This is a genomic window from Mucilaginibacter sp. 21P (assembly GCF_019331605.1).
GTDB classification, from domain to species: domain Bacteria; phylum Bacteroidota; class Bacteroidia; order Sphingobacteriales; family Sphingobacteriaceae; genus Mucilaginibacter; species Mucilaginibacter achroorhodeus.
Genome location: NZ_CP063061.1, coordinates 2,186,582 through 2,206,445, shown reverse-complemented (window position 1 = coordinate 2,206,445; position 19,864 = coordinate 2,186,582). Strand labels below are relative to the sequence as shown.

The following is a 19,864-nucleotide window of genomic DNA, read 5'->3' as shown; positions in this document are numbered from 1 at the left end:
GTTTTATGCGGAACGCCTCTCCTATCGGGGGGGGATTTAGAGGAGGCTCTTAAAACAACCTTTGTCATGCTGAACGTATTGAAGCATCTGTTCGCCGACGAGTGGGCGGCAGATCAGATTGTTCTTCGCCCGCCGGCGGATCGGAATGACAAGGATTAAAGAGGCGCTTAAAGCCCCTCTCCTTTGGAGAGGGGTTTGGGGAGAGGCTTTCTTTGAAGAGGCCGGGCTTAATTTTTACTTTCTAAAAACTATATTTTTCAAATTCTATTCAACTAAAAACTATATTTACCCAATCCCTAACAAGAATAATTAAATACCATGAGTAGCATTCCAGATAAAAATGAATTCCGAAAATATGCTGTTAAACATCACCGTATAAGCAGCACTTACGTAGATAAATTTATTGGCGGCGTAAACCGCTCGTCAACACCGTCGGGTATTGTTACCGGCCCCGGCATCACTGGTATGACGCCTTACATCATTGAAGAGCGCCCAATGAATATTGCCCAAATGGACGTGTTCTCTCGTTTGATGATGGACCGTATCATCTTTCTTGGCGATGCCATTTACGATCAAAACGCTAACATCATCCAGGCGCAACTATTGTTCCTGCAATCGGCTGATGCAAAACGCGATATTCAGATCTATATCAACTCGCCGGGTGGTTCGGTATACGCAGGTTTAGGTATCTATGATACCATGCAATTTATCTCTAACGATGTAGCTACTATCTGTACAGGTATGGCAGCATCAATGGGTGCTGTGCTTTTAGTGGCCGGTACAAAAGGTAAGCGTGCTGCGTTGCCACACTCAAGGGTGATGATACACCAGCCATCAGGTGGTGCCCAAGGCCAGCAATCTGATATCGAGATCACTTACCACGAGATCACCAAACTGAAGAAAGAATTGTACGAGATAATAGCCGAACACAGCGGTGCCGATTACCAGAAAGTTTGGGACGCATCAGACCGCGACCACTGGATGATTGCTGAAGAAGCAAAAGAGTTTGGTATGGTTGACGAAGTGCTGCGAGCAAGCTCAAGTAAATAATTTATAAACAATTAGCGGGTGAAATCCTTTAACTGTAGTTGGATTTGTAAACATCCGCTAATTGATTATTTTTGATAAAACCGTTTTAAAATGAACAAGAACAGCAAGGAGATCAGATGCTCGTTTTGTGGCGCAGGTAAACAAGACTCCCTGATGCTGATCGCCGGTTTGGATGCCCATATTTGTGATAAGTGTGTTGACCAGGCGAACGAAATTTTAGCCGAAGAACTTAAAGTACGCAAGGTGAAGGCTTCCCCTGCCGTACCGTCGGTGCTGAAACCTTCTGAAATAAAAACACACCTCGATCAATACATTATCGGCCAGGACGATGCAAAAAAAGTATTGTCGGTAGCGGTTTATAACCATTACAAACGCCTCAACCAGCGTGTTGATAAGGACGAGGTTGAGATTGAAAAATCGAACATTATTATGGTTGGCGAAACCGGCACAGGCAAAACCCTGCTGGCTAAAACGCTTGCCAAAGTGCTTAATGTACCTTTCTGTATTTGTGACGCCACCGTGCTAACCGAAGCCGGCTACGTTGGCGAAGACGTTGAGAGCATACTTACACGCTTACTGCAATCTGCTGATTATGATGTAAATGCTGCCGAAAGAGGGATAGTTTACATTGATGAGGTTGACAAAATTGCCCGCAAAAGCGATAATGCTTCAATTACCCGTGATGTGAGCGGCGAGGGAGTGCAACAAGCTTTATTAAAGATATTAGAGGGTACAATGGTAAACGTACCACCGCAAGGTGGCCGTAAACACCCGGATCAGAAAATGATCACGGTGAACACCAGCAATATCCTTTTTATTTGCGGTGGTGCTTTTGATAGCATCGAGAAAAAGATAGCTAACCGCTTACGTACACAAACCGTTGGCTACAAGTTTAAACGCGAAGATACCGAGGTGGACCTAAAGAACCTGTACAAATATATTACGCCACAGGATCTTAAATCATTTGGGTTGATACCTGAACTGATCGGTCGTTTGCCGGTTCTTACATATCTGAACCCGCTTGACCGCGAAGCTTTACACAACATTCTTACAGAGCCTAAGAACTCGTTGCTTAAACAGTACAAAAAGCTGTTTGAATATGAGGGTGTGAAATTGGAATTTGATGCCGATGTTTTAGACTTTGTAGTTGATAAGGCAATGGAATTTAAACTGGGCGCACGTGGTCTTCGTTCTATATGTGAGGCTATCATGATAGATGCCATGTTTGAGTTCCCTTCTAAAAAAGATGTAAAGCGTTTAACAGTTACGCTCGACTATGCAAGAGAGAAGTTTGAAAAAAGCGACCTTAAAAAGTTAAAGGTGGCTTAACCAAAATATCATAGTAAATTACTATATTTGCATATCTCAAAATTAAAGGCACCCTGGCAATTAGCCGGGGTTTGCTGTGTAAAAACGTTTCGTTTTTGTACACTGCGGCCGCCCGGCCGCCTAAAATAATAGCATATGAACGAAGAATTAGATGTTAAAAAAGACGACAGTACCCAAACTGTTAAAGCACCCAAAGAGGTAAGCTCCCCTGTTAAGAGTGGTTTAAAAACCAAAGATGCCATTGTTGTAAACTGGCTGCCACGTTACACCGGCAGGCCGCTTGATCAGTTTGGCGAGTACATTATCCTAACCAATTTCTCAAAGTATCTGCAGTTGTTTTCTGAATGGAATGAGAACGCACCTATAATGGGTTTAGATAAGCCAATGCAAAGCGTAACCGCTGGTGGTATTACTATCATTAATTTTGGTATGGGCAGCTCGGTTGCTGCAACCGTGATGGACCTGTTAACCGCCATTAAACCTAAAGCAGTAATTTTCCTGGGCAAATGCGGTGGCCTTAAAAAGAAAAATAACGTAGGCGACCTTATCCTGCCGATTGCCGCCATTCGTGGTGAAGGCACATCAAACGATTACCTGCCGGCGGAAGTGCCTGCATTGCCTTCTTTTGCGCTACAGAAAGCCATCTCAACCACCATCCGCGATCACTCGCGTGACTACTGGACGGGAACCTGTTACACCACTAACCGTCGCGTTTGGGAACACGATAAAGAGTTTAAGAAATATCTTAAGCAACTACGTGCCATGGCAATAGATATGGAAACTGCAACCATATTCACCACCGGTTTTGCCAACAAAATACCTACCGGCGCCTTACTCCTGGTATCAGATCAGCCAATGATACCTGAAGGTGTAAAGACCGCAGAAAGCGACTCAACAGTTACCGAAAAGTATGTGGAGACCCACCTGCACGTAGGTATTGAATCGTTAAAACAACTCATAAATGGTGGCTTAACCGTTAAGCACCTGAAGTTTTAAAGCGTAAGTGCTTTAATCACTTTCCTTTATTTCGGAAACCCGCATTGCCGCTACGCTATAGTCGGCGTGTGGGACACCTGAAATTATGTTTACCCCTATCATTTCTTGACATTTAGTGAATGGTTAAATTGGGCATCTGCCCAATAATTTTCCTAATTTTGTGTACTATCCAATTAAATATACAGGATAAGTAGACAATAGACTATGTGGTATAACAATATATTAGAAACCATTGGCCAAACCCCTTTGGTTAAGCTCAATAAAATAGTAAAAGACATACCAGCTACCGTTTTAGCTAAAATTGAAACAACTAACCCCGGTAACTCTATAAAAGACCGTATGGCCCTTAAGATGATAGAGGATGCCGAGAAAAGCGGAAAGCTTAAACCGGGAGGAACCATTATTGAAGGGACATCAGGTAATACAGGTATGGGACTGGCCATTGCGGCTGTTATAAAGGGATATAAATGTATTTTTACCAGTACCGATAAGCAGTCGAAGGAAAAATTTGACGCTCTTCGTGCCTTTGGTGCCGAGGTTATCGTGTGCCCTACCAACGTTGAGCCTGAAGATCCAAGATCTTATTATTCTGTATCTTCTCGTTTAGAGCGTGAAGTACCAAATTCTTGGAAGCCAAACCAGTACGATAACTTATCCAACTCGCAAGCGCATTATGAGCAAACCGGCCCCGAAATATGGGAACAAACCGAAGGTAAGATAACCCATCTTATTGTGGGCGTAGGTACAGGTGGTACCATCTCAGGCACTGCACGTTATTTAAAGGAGAAAAATCCAAACATCCAGGTACTGGGTATTGATACTTATGGTTCTGTATTTAAGAAATATAAAGAGACCGGCATTTTTGATAAGGACGAGATCTATCCGTACATCACCGAAGGTATCGGTGAAGACTTTCTGCCTCAGAATGTTGATTTTAGCCTGATAGATTATTTTGAAAAGGTAAGCGATAAAGATGCGGCCTTAATGACGCGCGAGATTGCGCGTAAAGAAGGTATTTTTGCAGGTAACTCAACCGGTGCTGCTGTTGCAGGTGCCCTTCAAATGAAAGATAGGTTTAAAGAAGGCGACGTGGTGGTGATCATCTTTCCAGACCATGGTACTCGTTATTTGGGCAAAATGTACAATGATGACTGGCTGCGAGATCGCGGGTTCTTGAAAGACGGCAAACTCACTGCTAAGGATATCATCTCTAAAAAAGAAAGCACGGAAATCATTACAATCGATTGCGAAAAAACAGTGCTTGAGGCCATTAATGTTATCAAATTGCTCAACATAAGCCAGATACCGGTAACACAGCAAGGCATGGTGATCGGCAAGATCACAGAGAGTGATATTCTTAACTCGTTAATGGAAAATCCCGGTATCAAATCTCAGCCGGTTAAAAGCATCTCTACAGCCCCGTTCCCTTTCATTGATCTTAATACATCTATCGACCGTATTTCGGGCATGATCAATAAGGACAACATTGCTGTTTTAGTTGAAGATGAGCAGGGGAAGATTGAGATCATTACCCAGTACGACATTATCAACGCGATATCGGCGTAAGCAAAGACCAAACAAACAAAAAAGCCATCAGTCAATCGCTGATGGCTTTTGATTTTAATATATGTTGGACTTTTAAAAAGTAATTGCTTTACAGGATGGCTAATTCTGCTTTATCAGCCTTTACATATTTGTTAGTGGTCGATTTAATAGTATTACCAGCAACCAATTTACTTTCGTTAACGGTAGCTGACTGATCTTGAGTAATGCTGTAATCGTTAACGCTACCGCTGATGTTTGCTTTAGCACGATCATTAACGTTGATGTTGGCAGCATAAGCATCTAATTTCAGATCGGCAGATGCGTTGTTGTTAAGCGTTACGTTCAACTCAATTTTTGAAAGGTTGCCAAATGATTTTATTGCGGCATTATCATAAGCGGTGATAGCTCTAAGGTCATTGGCAGTTACCCAAACCACTAATTTTTTGTCGTTGTAAGAAGATATGCGTAACACACCATCTTTGTTTTGCACTAAAGCGTTTTCAGAATAGTATTTGTTGTAAACCTTTACCTGGTCTGCGGCGCCATCAGATACATATAGTTCTACGTTACCGTGTAATTCTATCTTGTTGATCTTGGTTACGTTTGTTAAAGTTGTGCTAACTTCTTCGTTGTTGTTTTTATCGTTTGCAAAGGTTGCAGTAGTTGTTCCTAAGGCTAAAGTTAAGATAGTTGCTATGGTTAAAAATTTCGCTTTCATGACTGTAATATTTTGATTGTAAGTGTTTTAATTATTTATTGTTATTAATTACACTGATAAGACGAGCACTACGAAGAAACGTTACAGCACTTTTCCGGGAAATAGACAGGCGGGGCAAATGTGTCGGTGAATGACAGTTTATGGTCGGTGAAATGAGGAAGAAATTTTGACCCCACTAAAGAATTTAAGTCTATATTTTGATATATGACAGATCGATCCTATTCAATGCTATGCCCAAAGTTTGTGTTTAATGCAAAGGAAAACCGCGCTGACAAGCTATTTTCAGCGTTCACAAGCGTTCATGGTGTTCACAAGTGTTCATGGCGTGAACGTGAACGGTCTACTTAGACCAAATCGCTACAAATAGTAATTTTCACCATCCGTTTTTATCTTTCCGGCATCCAGCAGCATACGGAGGGTTTGGATCTTCTCGCGCTCGGTACCAAGTTTAAGCGCAGGGATAAGATCAGTGATGGTATGGGAACGCATAGTAAGCAATTGTACGATCTCGTTAGTTAGGTCGTCAACAATTTCGCCGGCATTACGCAAACGCTTTTCTCTCAGGCATACGTCGCAAACGCCACATTTTGGTGCATCCTCTTCGTCAAAGTAATTAAGCAGTTGTTGGCTGCGGCATACCTCATGGTCTGCGTAAGCAAATACTGCTTTAAGCTTTTTAAGATAGGTGGCTTTGCGCTGCCCAATATAGGCCTTGTTAATGTAGAGTTGATTGTTTGGCTGCCGAGGTTTTAACCACGTGATCTGAGGCTTGTCCGTTTGTGGCATATAGCTTAATAAACCAAAGGCCTGTAGTTGCTGCATCCCGGCGATTACCTGTTGCACACTCATACCGGTGCGCCTGGCTATGTCAAACTCCTTTAGCCGCACGTAGTTCTCGAACGAACCTCCGTAAGAACGAAGCAGCGTTTTAACAAATGGGTCCCAGCCAGGATTTTGTATCTGAAAATTGTATAGGTCTTCGTTAAGTACCTCAAACCTAAAACGCGAGGGTAGGTAAACGCTTTCGGTAAATGAAACGTACTCATCCTGCTCCAGGAATTTTAGTGCGTTGAGGGTCTTGATAGCATCCAATTCGAACTTGCTGCAAAACTCACCGAGGTCAAGATCAAAGCTAACGCCCTCCCCTGCTTCGTAAGCCAATTGGCAATAGTTGCCCAGGTTATGGTATACCTTTTTTATTTCGTCAATAGAGGGAAAATTCTGTAAAAACTTTTTATGTTGCCGTAATTTATCCGTTTCGTTATACAGTAAAACGCCATAAGCTTTCTGCTCGTCGCGCCCTGCGCGCCCCGCTTCCTGGTAATAAGCCTCCAGGCTGTCGGGTATGTCTTTATGGATCACAAACCTTACATCCGGCTTATCTATACCCATTCCAAAGGCGTTGGTGGCAACAATAATGCGGGTATTATTATTTTTCCAGGCCGATTGCTTCTCTGAGCGCTCATCGGCAGAAAGGCCGGCGTGATAATAATCGGCAGATATTTGATGTCGCTGATAGTGCCTCGCTATCTCAAAAGTTTCTTTACGACTTCGTACATATACTATTCCGCTCCCTTGTATGCCGGTAGCTACGTCGATCAGCTTGCGCAGTTTGTCCTCGGTGTCTTGCACCACGTAACTCAAGTTTTTACGCTCAAAGCTCTTAACGAATACAGCGCTGTTATTAAAGTCAAGCTTATCCTCTATATCCTGCTTTACTTCTGCAGTTGCAGTTGCTGTAAGGGCCAGTACAGGTACTGCAGGATGCAGCTCTCGCAACTTAGCCAGTTGCAGGTAAGGTGGCCTGAAATCATAACCCCACTGCGAGATACAATGCGCCTCATCAACCGCGAACAGGTTAACGTTCATGTATCTGATGCGTTCGCGCACCAGATCAGACAGCAAACGTTCCGGGGATAAGTATAGGAATTTAACCGAGCCATAAATACAATTATCCAGGGCTATGTCCACTTCACGCCTACCCATCCCCGAAACGATAGATATGGCATTGATTCCTCTTTCGATCAGATTTTCGACCTGATCTTTCATCAGCGCGATAAGTGGTGACACCACAATACAGATACCATCCCTTGCCAAGGCAGGCACCTGGAAACATACGGACTTACCACCACCGGTAGGCAGTAATGCCAACGTATCACGCCCTTGCAATACCGACGCAATGATCTCCTCCTGCATCGGCCGGAAGTGGTCATGTCCCCAATATTGTCTAAGTATTTCGCGTGATGTCATTGCTGTACGAAAAAAGCCCGGCAAGCGGGCTTTGGATAAAATATATTTGGCGGTGATTTTATTCACCCCGTCATTGCTTCGCTTGCCCCTCTCTTCGCAATCGAAAAGACGGATTTTTTATTCTTACCCTCTTTGCCTAGCAGAGAGAGTAGACCAGCCAAGCGTCGTAGGGGTGAGTTCACCCGGGCATTATCTACTTTTAATATCAGTGTATTCCCTGTTCACCTCGCCAACATAAATTTGGCGCGGACGACCGATAGGCTCCTTATTGGTTTTCATTTCCTTCCACTGCGCAATCCATCCAGGTAGACGGCCAAGGGCAAATAGAACAGTAAACATTTCGGTAGGGAAACCTAACGCAGTGTAAATGATGCCCGAGTAGAAATCTACATTAGGGTATAATTTACGCTCAACAAAGTAAGGGTCGCTTAAGGCAACCTCTTCAAGTTTTTTAGCGATATCTAAGGTTTCATCCTGTACGCCCAATTTCTCAAGAATATCATCACACGCTTTTTTGATGATCTTGGCGCGCGGGTCAAAGTTCTTGTAAACACGGTGACCAAAACCCATTAAACGGAACGAATCATTCTTGTCTTTAGCTTTAGCAACCCATTTATCAACGTCGCCACCATCTTCTTTAATTTTTTGCAACATCTCTACCACCGCCTGGTTTGCACCGCCATGCAGCGGGCCCCATAATGCAGAGATCCCTGCAGAAATAGAAGCATAAAGGTTAGCATCTGATGAACCTACAATACGCACGGTTGATGTTGAACAGTTCTGCTCGTGATCTGCATGCAGGATAAGCAGTTTGTTCATGGCGCTAACCACTACCGGGTCTATTTCAATATCTTCTGTGCGCTGACCAAAGGTCATGTGCATGAAATTGGTAACGTAGTCAAATTTATTGCGAGGATAGATCACCGGATGACCAAGCGATTTCTTGTAGATCCATGATACCAAGGTGCTCATCTTGGCTATCAGTTTAATGATCTCTAAATTCACTTCCTCTGCAGTTAAGCCTTGTTTAAGTGAAGCAGGATTAAATGCAGCCAAAGCACCTATTAGTGATGATAACTGCCCCATAGGATGTGAGCCTGAAGGGAAACCATCAAAAAACTTTTTCATATCCTCGTGTACAAGGGTATGATGGCTTATTTCATACTCAAAAGCTTTAAGCTGCTCTTCGGTTGGCAGGTTGCCATAGATCAACAAATAAGCAACCTCAATAAATGTGCTTTGCTCTGCAAGCTGTTCAATTGGATATCCACGATACTTTAGTATACCAACCTCACCATCTAAAAAGGTGATGGCGCTTTTAGTGGCACCGGTATTTTTGTAACCAATATCAAGGGTAACAAAACCGCTTTGATCACGAAGTTTAGAAATATCGATAGCTTTTTCGCCCTCAGTACCCTCAATTACAGGAAGTTCGTATGTTTTGTCTCCAATTTTTAGTTGTGCAGTCTCAGACATAGGATAATTAGTGTTTGCAACAAATGTAATTAAATCTGCGTATTAATAGCCTTTATGATGATTTACTAACTGTAAAATTCTCATTAAGTAATTATATTGTCGTCCTCAATTTTGTTTGACTTGATTAAAAATTTACCCCTGCTTCATGTCGCTTAAAAGCAAAGCTCTGCAGCTTATTGAGAACGATATAACCATAAACAGATTAGTGCTGTTAGGTTTGCTAATTGCAAGCCCGTCTTTACATTATCTGTGTTACAACAACAGTTTTGATCCAATTTGGTTGCGTGCACTAAACGTATTGATATGCCTTATAACTTTAGCAGCATCGTATCTTAAGAACAGGCAACCGCTGAGGATAATGGTGTACCTCAATATTTGCTCCCACCTGTACATCAATAACTATTTACTTTTAGGGATCAATAATTTTGCTAACGTTTACTTATTCAGCTCGTTAACAATTTTTGTCGCGTTAACGCTGTTTTGTAAAAAGGCCTGGGAATTTGTTTGTCTGGCGTCGCTAAATACGCTTGCTGTTGTAGGTGCCTATCTTACATCATCAAGTAAGATACCACTCCCGGGGCTGTTAATATTGATAACTGTTTTCACAATTGTTGCGTACGTATCTTTCCTGGTAGTGCTGGCTTACAAACTACAATTTCGCAAAGCCGTAAAAAGCATCGTAGAGCTCAATAAATCGCTTATAAGTAAGGGCATTAAATTGCGTGAGAGCCAGCATCAACTACATGCGCTCATCAGCTCTGTTAATGATACTATTTTTGAGTTTGATGAAAACAAGACCTGTATCAACGTTTGGTTCGGGCCAAATACGCCCCCCTATTTAAAACCCGAACATTTTATTAATAAAACGCTATTTGAAGCCATAGGCGAAGAACGTGCGCGTCCTTTTCTGGAGGTTTACGACCATGTCATCAGGTACAAAAAGCCTTACCAGGTAGAGTTTGCGTCTGTTTACGGCGAGCCCGGATGGTTTTTAGCCAAAGCGTCTCCGGTACTTGATGTTAACGGTGCATACACTAAACGCATATCTGTTTCAGTAACTGAAATTACTGAGCAAAAGAAACATGCCAATGCACTTGTTGAAAACGAAGCATTGTTGTTACAAGCCCAGCAATTGGCTAAAGTTGGTAACTGGTGGTATGATGATGACACAAAGGAAAATTACTGGTCTTCCAGTCTCTATAATGTATTAGAGATCGATAGCATCCCTGAGGGAACAAGTAAATTTGAATATTATATTGGACTTATTCATCAGGACGACAGGGAAGCCGTAACTGACTATCTTAAACAAATAAACAATGCGAGATCAAACAGCGTTGATCACAAATTTATAACCCCAAAAGGCAATCTTAAATACCTCAAGATACAAATGGGCGATCTGCAGCAGGATACTGATGGCAGGCTTAAGCGGGTTGTAGGTATTATACAAGATCTGACCGAATCTAAACTTGCCGAAAAAGCGGTTAAGATTAGCCAGGCTGAGTTATTGGAGGCGCAAACCATTGCCAAGATAGGTAACTGGAAATGGGATAGTAAGAGCAATATTTTATCATGGAGCGATGAGGTTAATTCGATACATGAGATAGATCTCAATAACGCATCATCATCTCGTTTTGGAAGATTGTTGTTACAATACATCCACCCGGACGACCAGTACATTGCAAGCAACTTATTCAAAAGCGGTAATAATACAGGTAGCTCTTATGAATACCGTATCATCACACCAAACGGTAACCTCAAGTATATCAGCATTATTATTGGTAAGCTTATGTACCGGGAAGATGGCACCTTACGTAAAATAATTGGCACGCTGCAGGATATAACCGAACGTAAACAAGCAGAAATAGACCATCACCGCACCGAAAATAAGTATCGCCTAGTATTGGAAACCATTAAAATGGCGGCCTTATCCTTAAACGCTGATGGCAAGGTGATTTTTTGTAATAAATACCTGGCTAACCTGGTTGGTTATTCGCAAGCGGAAATATTAGGGATGGACTGGATGGAGAACTTTGTTCCCGGCGAACACAGGGAAGTAATTACATCGTGGTTTAAAAACAAAACGGTTAAACCACATTATGTTAATCCCATTATCGCCCGCAATGGAGACCTAAGAACCATCAGTTGGCAAAATACGGTTAGCTACGACGAATATGGCAATATTAAGGAAACCACCAGCATAGGTGAAGATATCACCATACAGCAGAAAGTTAGGCAGGAATTGATTTCGGCGAAAGAGCAGGCAGAGCGCTCATCGCACTTTAAGTCGGAATTCTTATCCATCATGAGCCACGAGATCCGCACACCTATGAATGCTGTGATAGGTACAACAAACCTTTTGTTAGAGGAGAATCCTAAGCCGGAACAGTTAGAATACCTCAATACACTTAAATTTAGCAGTGAAAACTTACTGGCGATCATCAATGATATCCTGGATTACAATAAAATAGAAGCCGGCAAACTCCAGTTGATAAACCTGCCGTTCAATATTCATCAATTGGTGCAAAACATTCGCCAATCGTTTTATGCAAAAGCGGTTGAAAAAAACCTGGAGATCGATCTGCAATACGATAATGCCATCCCGGATTTTGTAATGGGCGACCAAACAAGGTTAGGGCAAATATTAATCAACCTGGTAAGCAACGCAGTTAAATTCACTCACAAAGGCAGCGTAACCATATCTCTAATGAGAGAGTTCACTGCAGACGGCGACGTGACGATCAATTTTGCCGTGACTGATACCGGCATTGGCATGTCTGCCGAGAATTTGACCGTTGTTTTTGATCCATTTATACAAGGTCCGCAAACCATAACACACGAGTATGGTGGCACGGGTTTAGGCCTTGCCATTACCCAACGCCTTATAGAACTTTACCAAAGCAACATAGAAGTTAGCAGCGAGCCGGGTAAAGGCACAGCCTTTACTTTTTCCATAAGATTTGGCAATGCTCCTGTGGCAGCTCTTGAGCCACGCGAACATATAAGCACCGAGGAGGATGTGTTAGCACCAACCTTGCCACAAGATCTTGCAGGCATGAAAATTTTAGTTGTTGATGATAACAAAATGAACCTGATGATAGCGGCTAAGTTTTTAGAGAAATGGCGGGCCCATGTTGCACAATCCATTAATGGTCAGCTTGCTGTGGATTTAGTTAGAGCTGGTGAAGTTTACGATCTTATCATTATGGATCTGCAAATGCCTGTGATGGATGGGTTTAAAGCCACTGCTCAAATTAAACAAATAGATCCTTTGATACCGGTAATCGCATTTACAGCAGATGCTATGGCTGAAACTTACACAAAGGCATACCAGGCAGGTATGTGCGATTATATCACCAAGCCTTTTGTGCCCGAAGATCTGTTTGAAAAAGTTTCAAAATATCGCAAACAAGAACAAGGTCTGGATCTGCTTAAAGATCCGGAGGAAGCCTAATTAGTTCTGATAGCTTCAACCGGGTCTAACTTAGCTGCAAAGTAAGCGGGCACAATGCCTGATAGCATCCCGATAGCCACCGAAATACTTATGCCGAAGATGATGTTTCCTGCATCAAGCACCACCTGCAAGTCTGCTATGGCCTTTACCGCAAAAGTGCCGAGGTAAACTAAAAACAAACCTATAAAACCACCCATCAGGCAAAGTACAACTGCTTCTATCAAAAACTGAAGCATGATAAAGTAGTTTTTTGCCCCTAATGATTTTTGAATGCCGATGATGTTAGTACGTTCTTTCACCGATACGAACATGATATTAGCAATACCGAAGCCACCAACTAAGATTGAAAAGCCACCAATGATCAAACCGGCAATATTCAATACCCCGAAAACCTGATCTAACTGGTTAGTTAATATGGTTGACTTGTTAAGCGAAAAATCATCCTCTGCGCCCGGGCGTATGCTATGTACCGATCGCATAATGCCGCGCACTTCACTTTCGACCTCCACATCGGTTAAATTATCAAGCCCGCGCACCACTATCTGCGGGTTATACCTTTCGTTCTCAACGTCAATTACGTTCTTGGCAAAGTTTAAAGGCAGCAATATCTCGTTATCGCTGGTTATACCAAGCATATCCTTGCCTTCTTTGGTAAACACACCTATTACGGTAAGCTTCCTGCCCATAATTTTGATCTGTTTACCAACAGCATTCCCATCCGGGAACAAATTTGACGCAATGTCTGCTCCTATAATAGTAACTGGCGCCCCTGTACGCGATTCTATCTCCGTAAAATATCTACCGTCCTGAAAATCGAAGTTCCAGGTCTTATCATGATCGTGAGAAACTGCGTCTATCTGCGCACCATCTACCGTGTTGCTTCCATATTTTACCGTACGGTTATCGATACTGATCTCGTAAGATAAAGCTTTAGCCGTTTGGCTGCGGCGGGCCAACTGGTCAAAATCCCGAAGTTTTGGTACCGGGCGCTGCATATACTTCCACCAGGGGAAATTATCCTCGCCAACCCAGGGCCATTTTTGAACGTATATGCTATTGCTCCCCAGTTTATTAACACTTTTTTGCAGGTTATTACGCAGGGTATCTACTGCAGAGAATACAGCTATGATGGTAAATATACCGATGGTTACCCCCAGCAAAGAAAGTAAGGTACGAAGCTTGTTTTGCCTCAAAGCATCGTACGCAAACAGGAAACTTTCGCGGATAAGTTTTAATATGATCATAAGCTAACCACGGGTTATAGATTTTGTATTGCCTAAAACAGTATGGTTTAGACGGTGTTTATGGAGTTAAGTTACAGGCATTTTCAATAAACTGTCACAAACCTGTTTCCGTAAACAAAGGCGCATAATTTAATAATATTTTCGTACATTTGCGCCCTAAAAATTCATATATACAAGCATGAAATTATCTCAGTTTAAATTCGATTTACCTGAATCATTAGTTGCCCACAACCCGGCAGATAAGCGCGACGAGTCGCGTTTAATGGTTTTACACCGCGATTCGGGCAAGATTGAGCATAAGATCTTCAAAGATGTTTTGGATTACTTTGACGACCAGGATGTAATGATCCTGAACAATACCAAAGTTTTCCCGGCACGTATGTATGGTAACAAAGAAAAAACGGGTGCCACGATCGAAGTATTTTTGCTTCGCGAATTGAACAAAGAGCTTCGCCTTTGGGACGTGTTGGTTGATCCGGCACGTAAAATACGCGTTGGTAACAAACTTTATTTTGGCGATGACGACCTGCTAATTGCTGAGGTAGTTGATAACACCACATCTCGTGGCCGTACCATTCGCTTCCTGTTTGACGGTACTGACGAAGAATTCCGTCGTAACGTAGAAATATTAGGCGAAACACCGCTTCCAAAATATATTAAACGTAAAGCTACCGCCGAGGATAAAGAGCGTTACCAAACTATCTTCGCTAAAAACGAAGGTGCCGTGGCTGCTCCTACTGCTGGTTTGCACTTTAGCCGCGAATTGATGAAACGCCTTGAATTAAAAGGTGTTGAATTTGCAGAGGTTACTTTGCATGTTGGTTTGGGTACATTCCGCCAGGTTGAGGTTGAAGACCTTACCAAGCATAAAATGGACTCTGAACAGTTTATAATCGAGCAAAAGCAGGCAGATATTGTGAACCGTGCTATTGAGCGCAAAAAACGTGTTTGTGCCGTTGGTACTACATCTATGCGTACTATAGAATCTGCTGTATCAGCTAACAAATCTCTTAAAGCGGCAAACGACTGGACAAGCAAGTTCATATTTCCGCCGTATGAATTCAGCATCGCAAATTCAATGATCACCAACTTCCACACGCCTGAGTCAACCCTGTTGATGATGATATGTGCATTTGGAGGCTACGAACACGTTATGCATGCCTATGAAGTAGCTGTAAAAGAAAAATATCGTTTCTACAGCTACGGCGATGCGATGTTGATCATCTAATCAGCGCTTCTCGCAGATATTACATATGAGATATGAGACTAAAACTCATATCTCATTTTTGTTTTATAGCTTTGTTAAGATTAGTCATGCCGAACTTGTTTCGGCAACCCACAAGTAAAGTTGTCAGCTTTTGTGATGTGATTCGAAATAAATTAGGGATCACATGAAAACTTTTATTATGCCCGATCTCAAATCTCAAATCTCAAATCTCAAATCTGATTACGCAGTAATTGTTGCTGGTGGAACAGGCAGCCGTATGCAATCTGCCTTACCAAAACAGTTTATTGAAATTTACGGCCAACCGGTTTTAATGCATACCATCAGGGCTTTTTTTGAGAGTAGTGCTGCACCCCAAATCATCCTGGCGCTTAATAGTAATTATCATGACCTATGGGCAGAGCTATGCCGGCGGCATAGCTTTACAATACCTCATACGGTTATTGCGGGCGGGGAAACGCGTTTCCATTCCGTAAAAAATGCTTTAGAGATTATAACTGAAGCCAATGCGATAGTTGCTGTGCACGATGCTGTTCGTCCGCTAACGTCTAAACAAACTATCGAAGAGAGCTTTCGTGTCGCTGCGTCAAATGGGACGGCAGTTACAGCTGTAAAAAGCCGTGATTCTATAAGACAGCTGAACGGCGACATTTCTGCATGCCTCAACAGAGATGAAATTTACCTTGTGCAAACACCGCAGACCTTTCGGGCATCGGTGTTAAAAGAGGCTTATGAACAACCCTATACAAGTCTTTTCACTGATGATGCTTCGGTAGTTGAAAAAGCCGGATACAGAATAAATTTAATCAAGGGCGACCATAGCAATATTAAGATCACATTTCCCGAAGATGTTATAATTGCCGAAGCGTTATTAAGCAAAAAAGCCATCAACTAATAGCTGATGGCCTAATATTTATGGTCAGACTTAATATTATGCTCGTCTGATAACGCCTAATAATACTGCAATTATTGCAATTACAAGGAGTACGTGAATGATGTTGCCACCAAATGGTGTTACAAATGCGCCAAATATCCAGGCGATAACTAAAATTACGGCGATTATGTACAATAAGCTTCTCATAGTGATGTGTGTTTTTGTTAAGTAAATGTTATATAAACCAAGTCTCCAAAAAAAAGTTTTACAACCAATTGGTTTAAATGATAAAGTCAATTATTGCCTGGCTGGTCACGCTCTTCTTATGACGCCCAGTAATAAAGCAATGATTGCAATTACCAATAAAATATGAATGATTCCGGTTGCGCCGGCGTAAAAGAAACCAAACGCCCATCCTATCACCAGGATAACCGCGATAATGTAAAGTAAACCTCTCATGTTAATATGCTTTTGTTTAAGTTTTTGTTAATTAAGAGAGGCTAAACCAAAATCATTCCAAAACAGAGATAAAAATAAAAAAAGCCACTGATTATCAGTGGCTTTAAGTTTTAGCAGAGGTTTATTAGTACTCGTCCTCATTAAAGAAGAAATCGTCTTTTGTAGGGTAATCAGGCCATATTTCTTCAATATTCTCATATGGTTCGCCATCGTCTTCAAGAGCCTGCAGGTTGTCAATTACCTCAACAGGAGCACCAGAACGGATAGCGTAATCTATTAATTCATCTTTTGTGGCAGGCCAGGGAGCATCTTCTAAATGTGATGCTAATTCAAGTGTCCAATACATGTTTTTATATTAAATGGTAAATATTTTCTGTTTGTATGTTTTCGCAAAAGTATAATATTTTTAAATTGATAATCAATATTTTTTTGTAAAATTTTCAAACTCTCGGAATCCATTGATTTTCAGCAACATTAAGCTGATATACAACCATACGCGCTAACGTGAACAGGTAATCGCTCAATCTGTTCAGGTAAATGATCACTTTCTCCTCTACCTTACTTTCTTCAGCCAGGTGTACGCAGAGACGTTCGGCCCTGCGGCAAACACAACGGGCTATGTGGCAATAGGAAGCCGTTGTAGCCCCGCCGGGCAATATAAAATGTTTTAGCGCCGGTAAAACCTCATTCATCTTGTCCATTTCCTTCTCCAGCAGTTCAACGTCATTATCGTAAAGATCGGGTATTGTCATTTTAGATTTTTCGGGATCTGAGGCCAATAACGACCCAACCGTAAATAGCCTGTCTTGAATTTCTTTGAGGATATCTTTATCGTGTTGTTCAATGTTTTGGTCTCGGATCAGCCCGATGTAGGAGTTTAATTCGTCAACCGTGCCATAGGCTTCAATACGTAAATGATGCTTGGGTACCCGGGTACCGCCTATTAACGAGGTTAAGCCCTTATCGCCGGTTTTGGTATAGATCTTCATAAACAATTATTTAATCGTGATGGCGTTTTAATATGCATATTTACAAAGTTTAAACTTAAACTACGTGTTTGTGTTTTGTACAAATAAAATATGTACCGCTACCATGAAGATCATCACTTCTACTGCCAGGCTGGCTACTGTAACTTTATTAGCAACCGCATTGTTAAGCTTTAGCTGCGGTAACAGTAATGCAAAAAAAACAACCGACAGCACAGCCACCGTTAAAGCCGAACCTGCTGCCGCCCCTTCTTTCAGTAAGTTTATATCAGAGAAGCAGTTCAACGAGCTTTTCCCTGAGCGGGATAAGTTTTATACCTATGCTGCCTTTATAAAAGCAGTTGATGAATTGGCACAGATAAAGGTACAGGTTACACGCAGAGCGGTGTCGGTTTACCAATTTATCCGCACCGATAAAAGTACAGGTAAATCTTCAACCGTAAGGCAGGATGGTGATTGGAACGAGCCTTGGGCCAAGCAAAAGCCTGATAGCAGTTACACTGTTGATTATGGCGCGTTTTGTACTGCCGGTGATGCAACTACTAACAAGCGCGAATTATCAGCTTTTTTTGCGCAAATAGCCCATGAAACTCGCCACGGTCAAAATGAGAGTTATACCGACGGCCTTATGCTGCTGCACGAAGAAAATACATCTTTGCAATACATAAGCGATAGCGATGAGTACCCACCAGTTAAAGGCCAAAAATACTATGGTCGCGGGCCTATGCAAATAAGTTATAATGGCAACTACGGTTATGCATCTGACTGTATTTTTGGCGATAAGAAAGTATTACTGAACAATCCGGGCCTGGTTGAAACTGATCCTGTTGTATCGTTTAAAACTGCTATTTATTTCTGGATGACGCCCGAAACTCACAAACCATCAGCACATGATGTGATGATAGGTAAATGGCAACCAAGCGCCACTGATAGAGCCAAAGGCCGAACACCGGGCTTCGGCATGACCATCCTTATCGTAAACGGCGAATTGGAATGTAACAAGGGCGAAGATAATTACAGTATGAAAGACCGTATAGGCTTTTACCAGTTCTTTCTTAAAAAATTAGGCGTTACCGACCCTAATTGTGCTTGTAGCTGTGGTAAAATGGAGCCTTATAAGTATTGATATGTTGGCTGTTGATGTAACCGATATTGATGGTGTTCAACAACGGCTTAAGAAACTAACACCCGTTTCGCTACCACTTTGGGGCAACATGACTGCACAACAAATGGTTGAGCACATGATAAACGAGGTGCAGTACACAAACGGCGTAAAAACGCCTATAGATACTGGCCTACCGCCAGATTTTAAGGAACAGAAAAAACGTTGGGTTTACACAGATGAACCCATCCCTCGGAATGTAGTACTTGGTCAACTGCCGGAGAAATGTTTTACCCGAATCTGGAAACTGCAAAATGGCAGTTACTTGTTGAAATAGAAAATTTTCATCAACATCACAACGTTAACCCCGGTATTGAAATACTACACGGCGGCTTCGGTATGATGACCTATAACGAGTGGATAAAATGGCACAACAAGCACTTTAAACATCATTTTAAGCAGTTTGGCCTTATCAAGTAGTTAAACAATGTGGTTGTAACAAATACCGCATTGTGCTATCTTAGCTAAATGAACTCCTTATCCGTTGATGCTACCGGCTTGCCCGATATTGGAAAACACCCTTACGAGACGACTTGCCAAAGGTTAAGAAACCGTTTCAGGATAGACATTCCGGGTGATATCGATTTCCAGTTAGAGCAATTTGAAACGTTAAATCATCACCGGTCTGTTCACATCCGCAACACTTTTGCCATTAAAAATCATTGTGGGGACAGCTATGTTTTACTACTCGACACCGATGCCGAAACAACCCGGATCAATCAAAAAAACAAGATACAGCACCGCGATACCTTCCAGCCCTGGGCGCTGGCCTACCTTAAAAAAGATTTCGGGCGCGTAGTGATCCGTACCGAAACAATTATCGATAAGATACGGGAGATCGTTTTCCCTATCGAGCTTGATTTCCGCGAGGACAAATCCTTCAGCGACCGCTTTTATGTTTTAACAGACGACCGCCACAAAACAGAAGCCGCAATGAACCAACAATTCAGGGATGCCGTTATGTCTATCAAAAAGTCAGACTTTGTGATCGAGATCTATGAGCATACCCTTATCATCGGCAACCACAAGCCAGTTACCCCCGAAAACACACTTTACCTGGCAGAATTTGTAGCTAAACTGGCAGAGTTGAAATGTTAAT

At 42.2% G+C, this 19,864-nt stretch carries 18 protein-coding genes; 10 read left to right on the top strand and 8 right to left on the bottom strand.

What is annotated here, in order from left to right; translation table 11 throughout:
- Window positions 1–318: 318 nt before the first annotated feature.
- The 4 genes from INP83_RS10090 (at window position 319) to INP83_RS10075 (ending at window position 4,941) form a co-directional block, all read left to right on the top strand.
- Entirely contained in the window at window positions 319–1,050 is a 732-nt protein-coding gene (locus INP83_RS10090) for an ATP-dependent Clp protease proteolytic subunit (protein WP_146271619.1), read from the top strand.
- A gap of 90 nt (window positions 1,051–1,140) precedes the next feature.
- Window positions 1,141–2,379 (top strand): ATP-dependent Clp protease ATP-binding subunit ClpX, encoded by a 1,239-nt coding sequence (clpX, locus tag INP83_RS10085; RefSeq protein WP_146271617.1) that lies wholly within the window; start codon window positions 1,141–1,143, stop codon window positions 2,377–2,379.
- A 135-nt stretch (window positions 2,380–2,514) separates the two neighbouring features.
- The gene (locus INP83_RS10080) at window positions 2,515–3,375 is read left to right on the top strand and encodes an AMP nucleosidase (RefSeq protein ID WP_219127322.1); all 861 of its coding nucleotides are present in this window, start codon (window positions 2,515–2,517) and stop codon (window positions 3,373–3,375) included.
- 204 nt (window positions 3,376–3,579) lie between these two features.
- On the top strand, window positions 3,580–4,941 hold the full coding sequence (locus INP83_RS10075; protein ID WP_219127321.1) for a pyridoxal-phosphate dependent enzyme: 1,362 nt from the start codon (window positions 3,580–3,582) through the stop codon (window positions 4,939–4,941).
- An 88-nt stretch (window positions 4,942–5,029) separates the two neighbouring features.
- Here the strand turns inward: INP83_RS10075 and INP83_RS10070 are convergent, their stop codons facing one another.
- The 3 genes from INP83_RS10070 to INP83_RS10060 all read right to left on the bottom strand — a co-directional run bounded on the left by INP83_RS10070 (window position 5,030) and on the right by INP83_RS10060 (window position 9,364).
- A complete protein-coding gene (locus tag INP83_RS10070; protein WP_219127320.1) occupies window positions 5,030–5,638 on the bottom strand; it encodes a GIN domain-containing protein in 609 nt (202 codons plus the stop codon).
- Window positions 5,639–5,995: 357 nt separating this feature from the next.
- Complete coding sequence (locus tag INP83_RS10065) at window positions 5,996–7,888, bottom strand: ATP-dependent DNA helicase RecQ (RefSeq protein WP_219127319.1); 1,893 nt, start codon at window positions 7,886–7,888, stop codon at window positions 5,996–5,998.
- A 189-nt stretch (window positions 7,889–8,077) separates the two neighbouring features.
- Window positions 8,078–9,364, bottom strand: a complete 1,287-nt coding sequence (locus INP83_RS10060; RefSeq protein ID WP_146268452.1) for a citrate synthase — start codon at window positions 9,362–9,364, stop codon at window positions 8,078–8,080.
- 145 nt (window positions 9,365–9,509) lie between these two features.
- On the opposite strand from INP83_RS10060, the gene INP83_RS10055 reads away from it, so the two are divergent.
- Window positions 9,510–12,815 (top strand): PAS domain-containing hybrid sensor histidine kinase/response regulator, encoded by a 3,306-nt coding sequence (locus INP83_RS10055; protein ID WP_219127318.1) that lies wholly within the window; start codon window positions 9,510–9,512, stop codon window positions 12,813–12,815.
- Here INP83_RS10055 and INP83_RS10050 read toward each other — a convergent pair.
- Window positions 12,812–14,059 carry an ABC transporter permease gene (locus INP83_RS10050; RefSeq protein ID WP_146268454.1) on the bottom strand — a complete coding sequence of 416 codons (1,248 nt, stop codon included), beginning with the start codon at window positions 14,057–14,059 and terminating at the stop codon, window positions 12,812–12,814. The genes INP83_RS10055 and INP83_RS10050 overlap by 4 nt on opposite strands.
- 178 nt (window positions 14,060–14,237) lie before the next feature.
- Between INP83_RS10050 and queA the strand changes: the two genes are divergently transcribed.
- Window positions 14,238–15,287 (top strand): tRNA preQ1(34) S-adenosylmethionine ribosyltransferase-isomerase QueA, encoded by a 1,050-nt coding sequence (queA, locus tag INP83_RS10045; protein WP_146268455.1) that lies wholly within the window; start codon window positions 14,238–14,240, stop codon window positions 15,285–15,287.
- A gap of 163 nt (window positions 15,288–15,450) precedes the next feature.
- On the top strand, window positions 15,451–16,179 hold the full coding sequence (locus INP83_RS10040) for a 2-C-methyl-D-erythritol 4-phosphate cytidylyltransferase (protein ID WP_255563291.1): 729 nt from the start codon (window positions 15,451–15,453) through the stop codon (window positions 16,177–16,179).
- Between the two features lie 36 nt (window positions 16,180–16,215).
- On the opposite strand, the gene INP83_RS10035 is transcribed toward INP83_RS10040, so the two are convergent.
- From INP83_RS10035 to INP83_RS10020, 4 genes are all read right to left on the bottom strand, one after another.
- Window positions 16,216–16,365, bottom strand: a complete 150-nt coding sequence (locus tag INP83_RS10035; protein WP_146268456.1) for a lmo0937 family membrane protein — start codon at window positions 16,363–16,365, stop codon at window positions 16,216–16,218.
- A 105-nt stretch (window positions 16,366–16,470) separates the two neighbouring features.
- Entirely contained in the window at window positions 16,471–16,617 is a 147-nt protein-coding gene (locus INP83_RS10030) for a lmo0937 family membrane protein (protein WP_146268457.1), read from the bottom strand.
- A gap of 124 nt (window positions 16,618–16,741) precedes the next feature.
- Entirely contained in the window at window positions 16,742–16,963 is a 222-nt protein-coding gene (locus tag INP83_RS10025) for a DUF2795 domain-containing protein (protein ID WP_219127317.1), read from the bottom strand.
- A 94-nt stretch (window positions 16,964–17,057) separates the two neighbouring features.
- Complete coding sequence (locus tag INP83_RS10020; protein ID WP_219127316.1) at window positions 17,058–17,606, bottom strand: cob(I)yrinic acid a,c-diamide adenosyltransferase; 549 nt, start codon at window positions 17,604–17,606, stop codon at window positions 17,058–17,060.
- Window positions 17,607–17,709: 103 nt separating this feature from the next.
- Here INP83_RS10020 and INP83_RS10015 point away from each other — a divergent pair, with 103 nt between their 5' ends.
- From INP83_RS10015 to INP83_RS10005, 3 genes are all read left to right on the top strand, one after another.
- Window positions 17,710–18,729 (top strand): chitinase, encoded by a 1,020-nt coding sequence (locus INP83_RS10015; protein ID WP_219127315.1) that lies wholly within the window; start codon window positions 17,710–17,712, stop codon window positions 18,727–18,729.
- A 1-nt stretch (window position 18,730) separates the two neighbouring features.
- The gene (locus INP83_RS10010; RefSeq protein ID WP_219127314.1) at window positions 18,731–19,042 is read left to right on the top strand and encodes a hypothetical protein; all 312 of its coding nucleotides are present in this window, start codon (window positions 18,731–18,733) and stop codon (window positions 19,040–19,042) included.
- A 191-nt stretch (window positions 19,043–19,233) separates the two neighbouring features.
- A complete protein-coding gene (locus INP83_RS10005) occupies window positions 19,234–19,863 on the top strand; it encodes a hypothetical protein (protein ID WP_219127313.1) in 630 nt (209 codons plus the stop codon).
- The last annotated feature ends 1 nt before the right edge of the window (window position 19,864 follow it).

Excerpts from the sequence above, each read along its gene's own strand:
- INP83_RS10090 (WP_146271619.1), top strand. The coding sequence starts at position 319 with ATGAGTAGCATTCCAGATAAAAATGAATTCCGAAAATATGCTGTTAAA.
- clpX (WP_146271617.1), top strand. The coding sequence starts at position 1,141 with ATGAACAAGAACAGCAAGGAGATCAGATGCTCGTTTTGTGGCGCAGGT.
- INP83_RS10080 (WP_219127322.1), top strand. The coding sequence starts at position 2,515 with ATGAACGAAGAATTAGATGTTAAAAAAGACGACAGTACCCAAACTGTT.
- INP83_RS10075 (WP_219127321.1), top strand. The coding sequence starts at position 3,580 with ATGTGGTATAACAATATATTAGAAACCATTGGCCAAACCCCTTTGGTT.
- INP83_RS10070 (WP_219127320.1), bottom strand. The coding sequence starts at position 5,638 with ATGAAAGCGAAATTTTTAACCATAGCAACTATCTTAACTTTAGCCTTA.
- INP83_RS10065 (WP_219127319.1), bottom strand. The coding sequence starts at position 7,888 with ATGACATCACGCGAAATACTTAGACAATATTGGGGACATGACCACTTC.
- INP83_RS10060 (WP_146268452.1), bottom strand. The coding sequence starts at position 9,364 with ATGTCTGAGACTGCACAACTAAAAATTGGAGACAAAACATACGAACTT.
- INP83_RS10055 (WP_219127318.1), top strand. The coding sequence starts at position 9,510 with ATGTCGCTTAAAAGCAAAGCTCTGCAGCTTATTGAGAACGATATAACC.
- INP83_RS10050 (WP_146268454.1), bottom strand. The coding sequence starts at position 14,059 with ATGATCATATTAAAACTTATCCGCGAAAGTTTCCTGTTTGCGTACGAT.
- queA (WP_146268455.1), top strand. The coding sequence starts at position 14,238 with ATGAAATTATCTCAGTTTAAATTCGATTTACCTGAATCATTAGTTGCC.
- INP83_RS10040 (WP_255563291.1), top strand. The coding sequence starts at position 15,451 with ATGAAAACTTTTATTATGCCCGATCTCAAATCTCAAATCTCAAATCTC.
- INP83_RS10035 (WP_146268456.1), bottom strand. The coding sequence starts at position 16,365 with ATGAGAAGCTTATTGTACATAATCGCCGTAATTTTAGTTATCGCCTGG.
- INP83_RS10030 (WP_146268457.1), bottom strand. The coding sequence starts at position 16,617 with ATGAGAGGTTTACTTTACATTATCGCGGTTATCCTGGTGATAGGATGG.
- INP83_RS10025 (WP_219127317.1), bottom strand. The coding sequence starts at position 16,963 with ATGTATTGGACACTTGAATTAGCATCACATTTAGAAGATGCTCCCTGG.
- INP83_RS10020 (WP_219127316.1), bottom strand. The coding sequence starts at position 17,606 with ATGAAGATCTATACCAAAACCGGCGATAAGGGCTTAACCTCGTTAATA.
- INP83_RS10015 (WP_219127315.1), top strand. The coding sequence starts at position 17,710 with ATGAAGATCATCACTTCTACTGCCAGGCTGGCTACTGTAACTTTATTA.
- INP83_RS10010 (WP_219127314.1), top strand. The coding sequence starts at position 18,731 with ATGTTGGCTGTTGATGTAACCGATATTGATGGTGTTCAACAACGGCTT.
- INP83_RS10005 (WP_219127313.1), top strand. The coding sequence starts at position 19,234 with ATGAACTCCTTATCCGTTGATGCTACCGGCTTGCCCGATATTGGAAAA.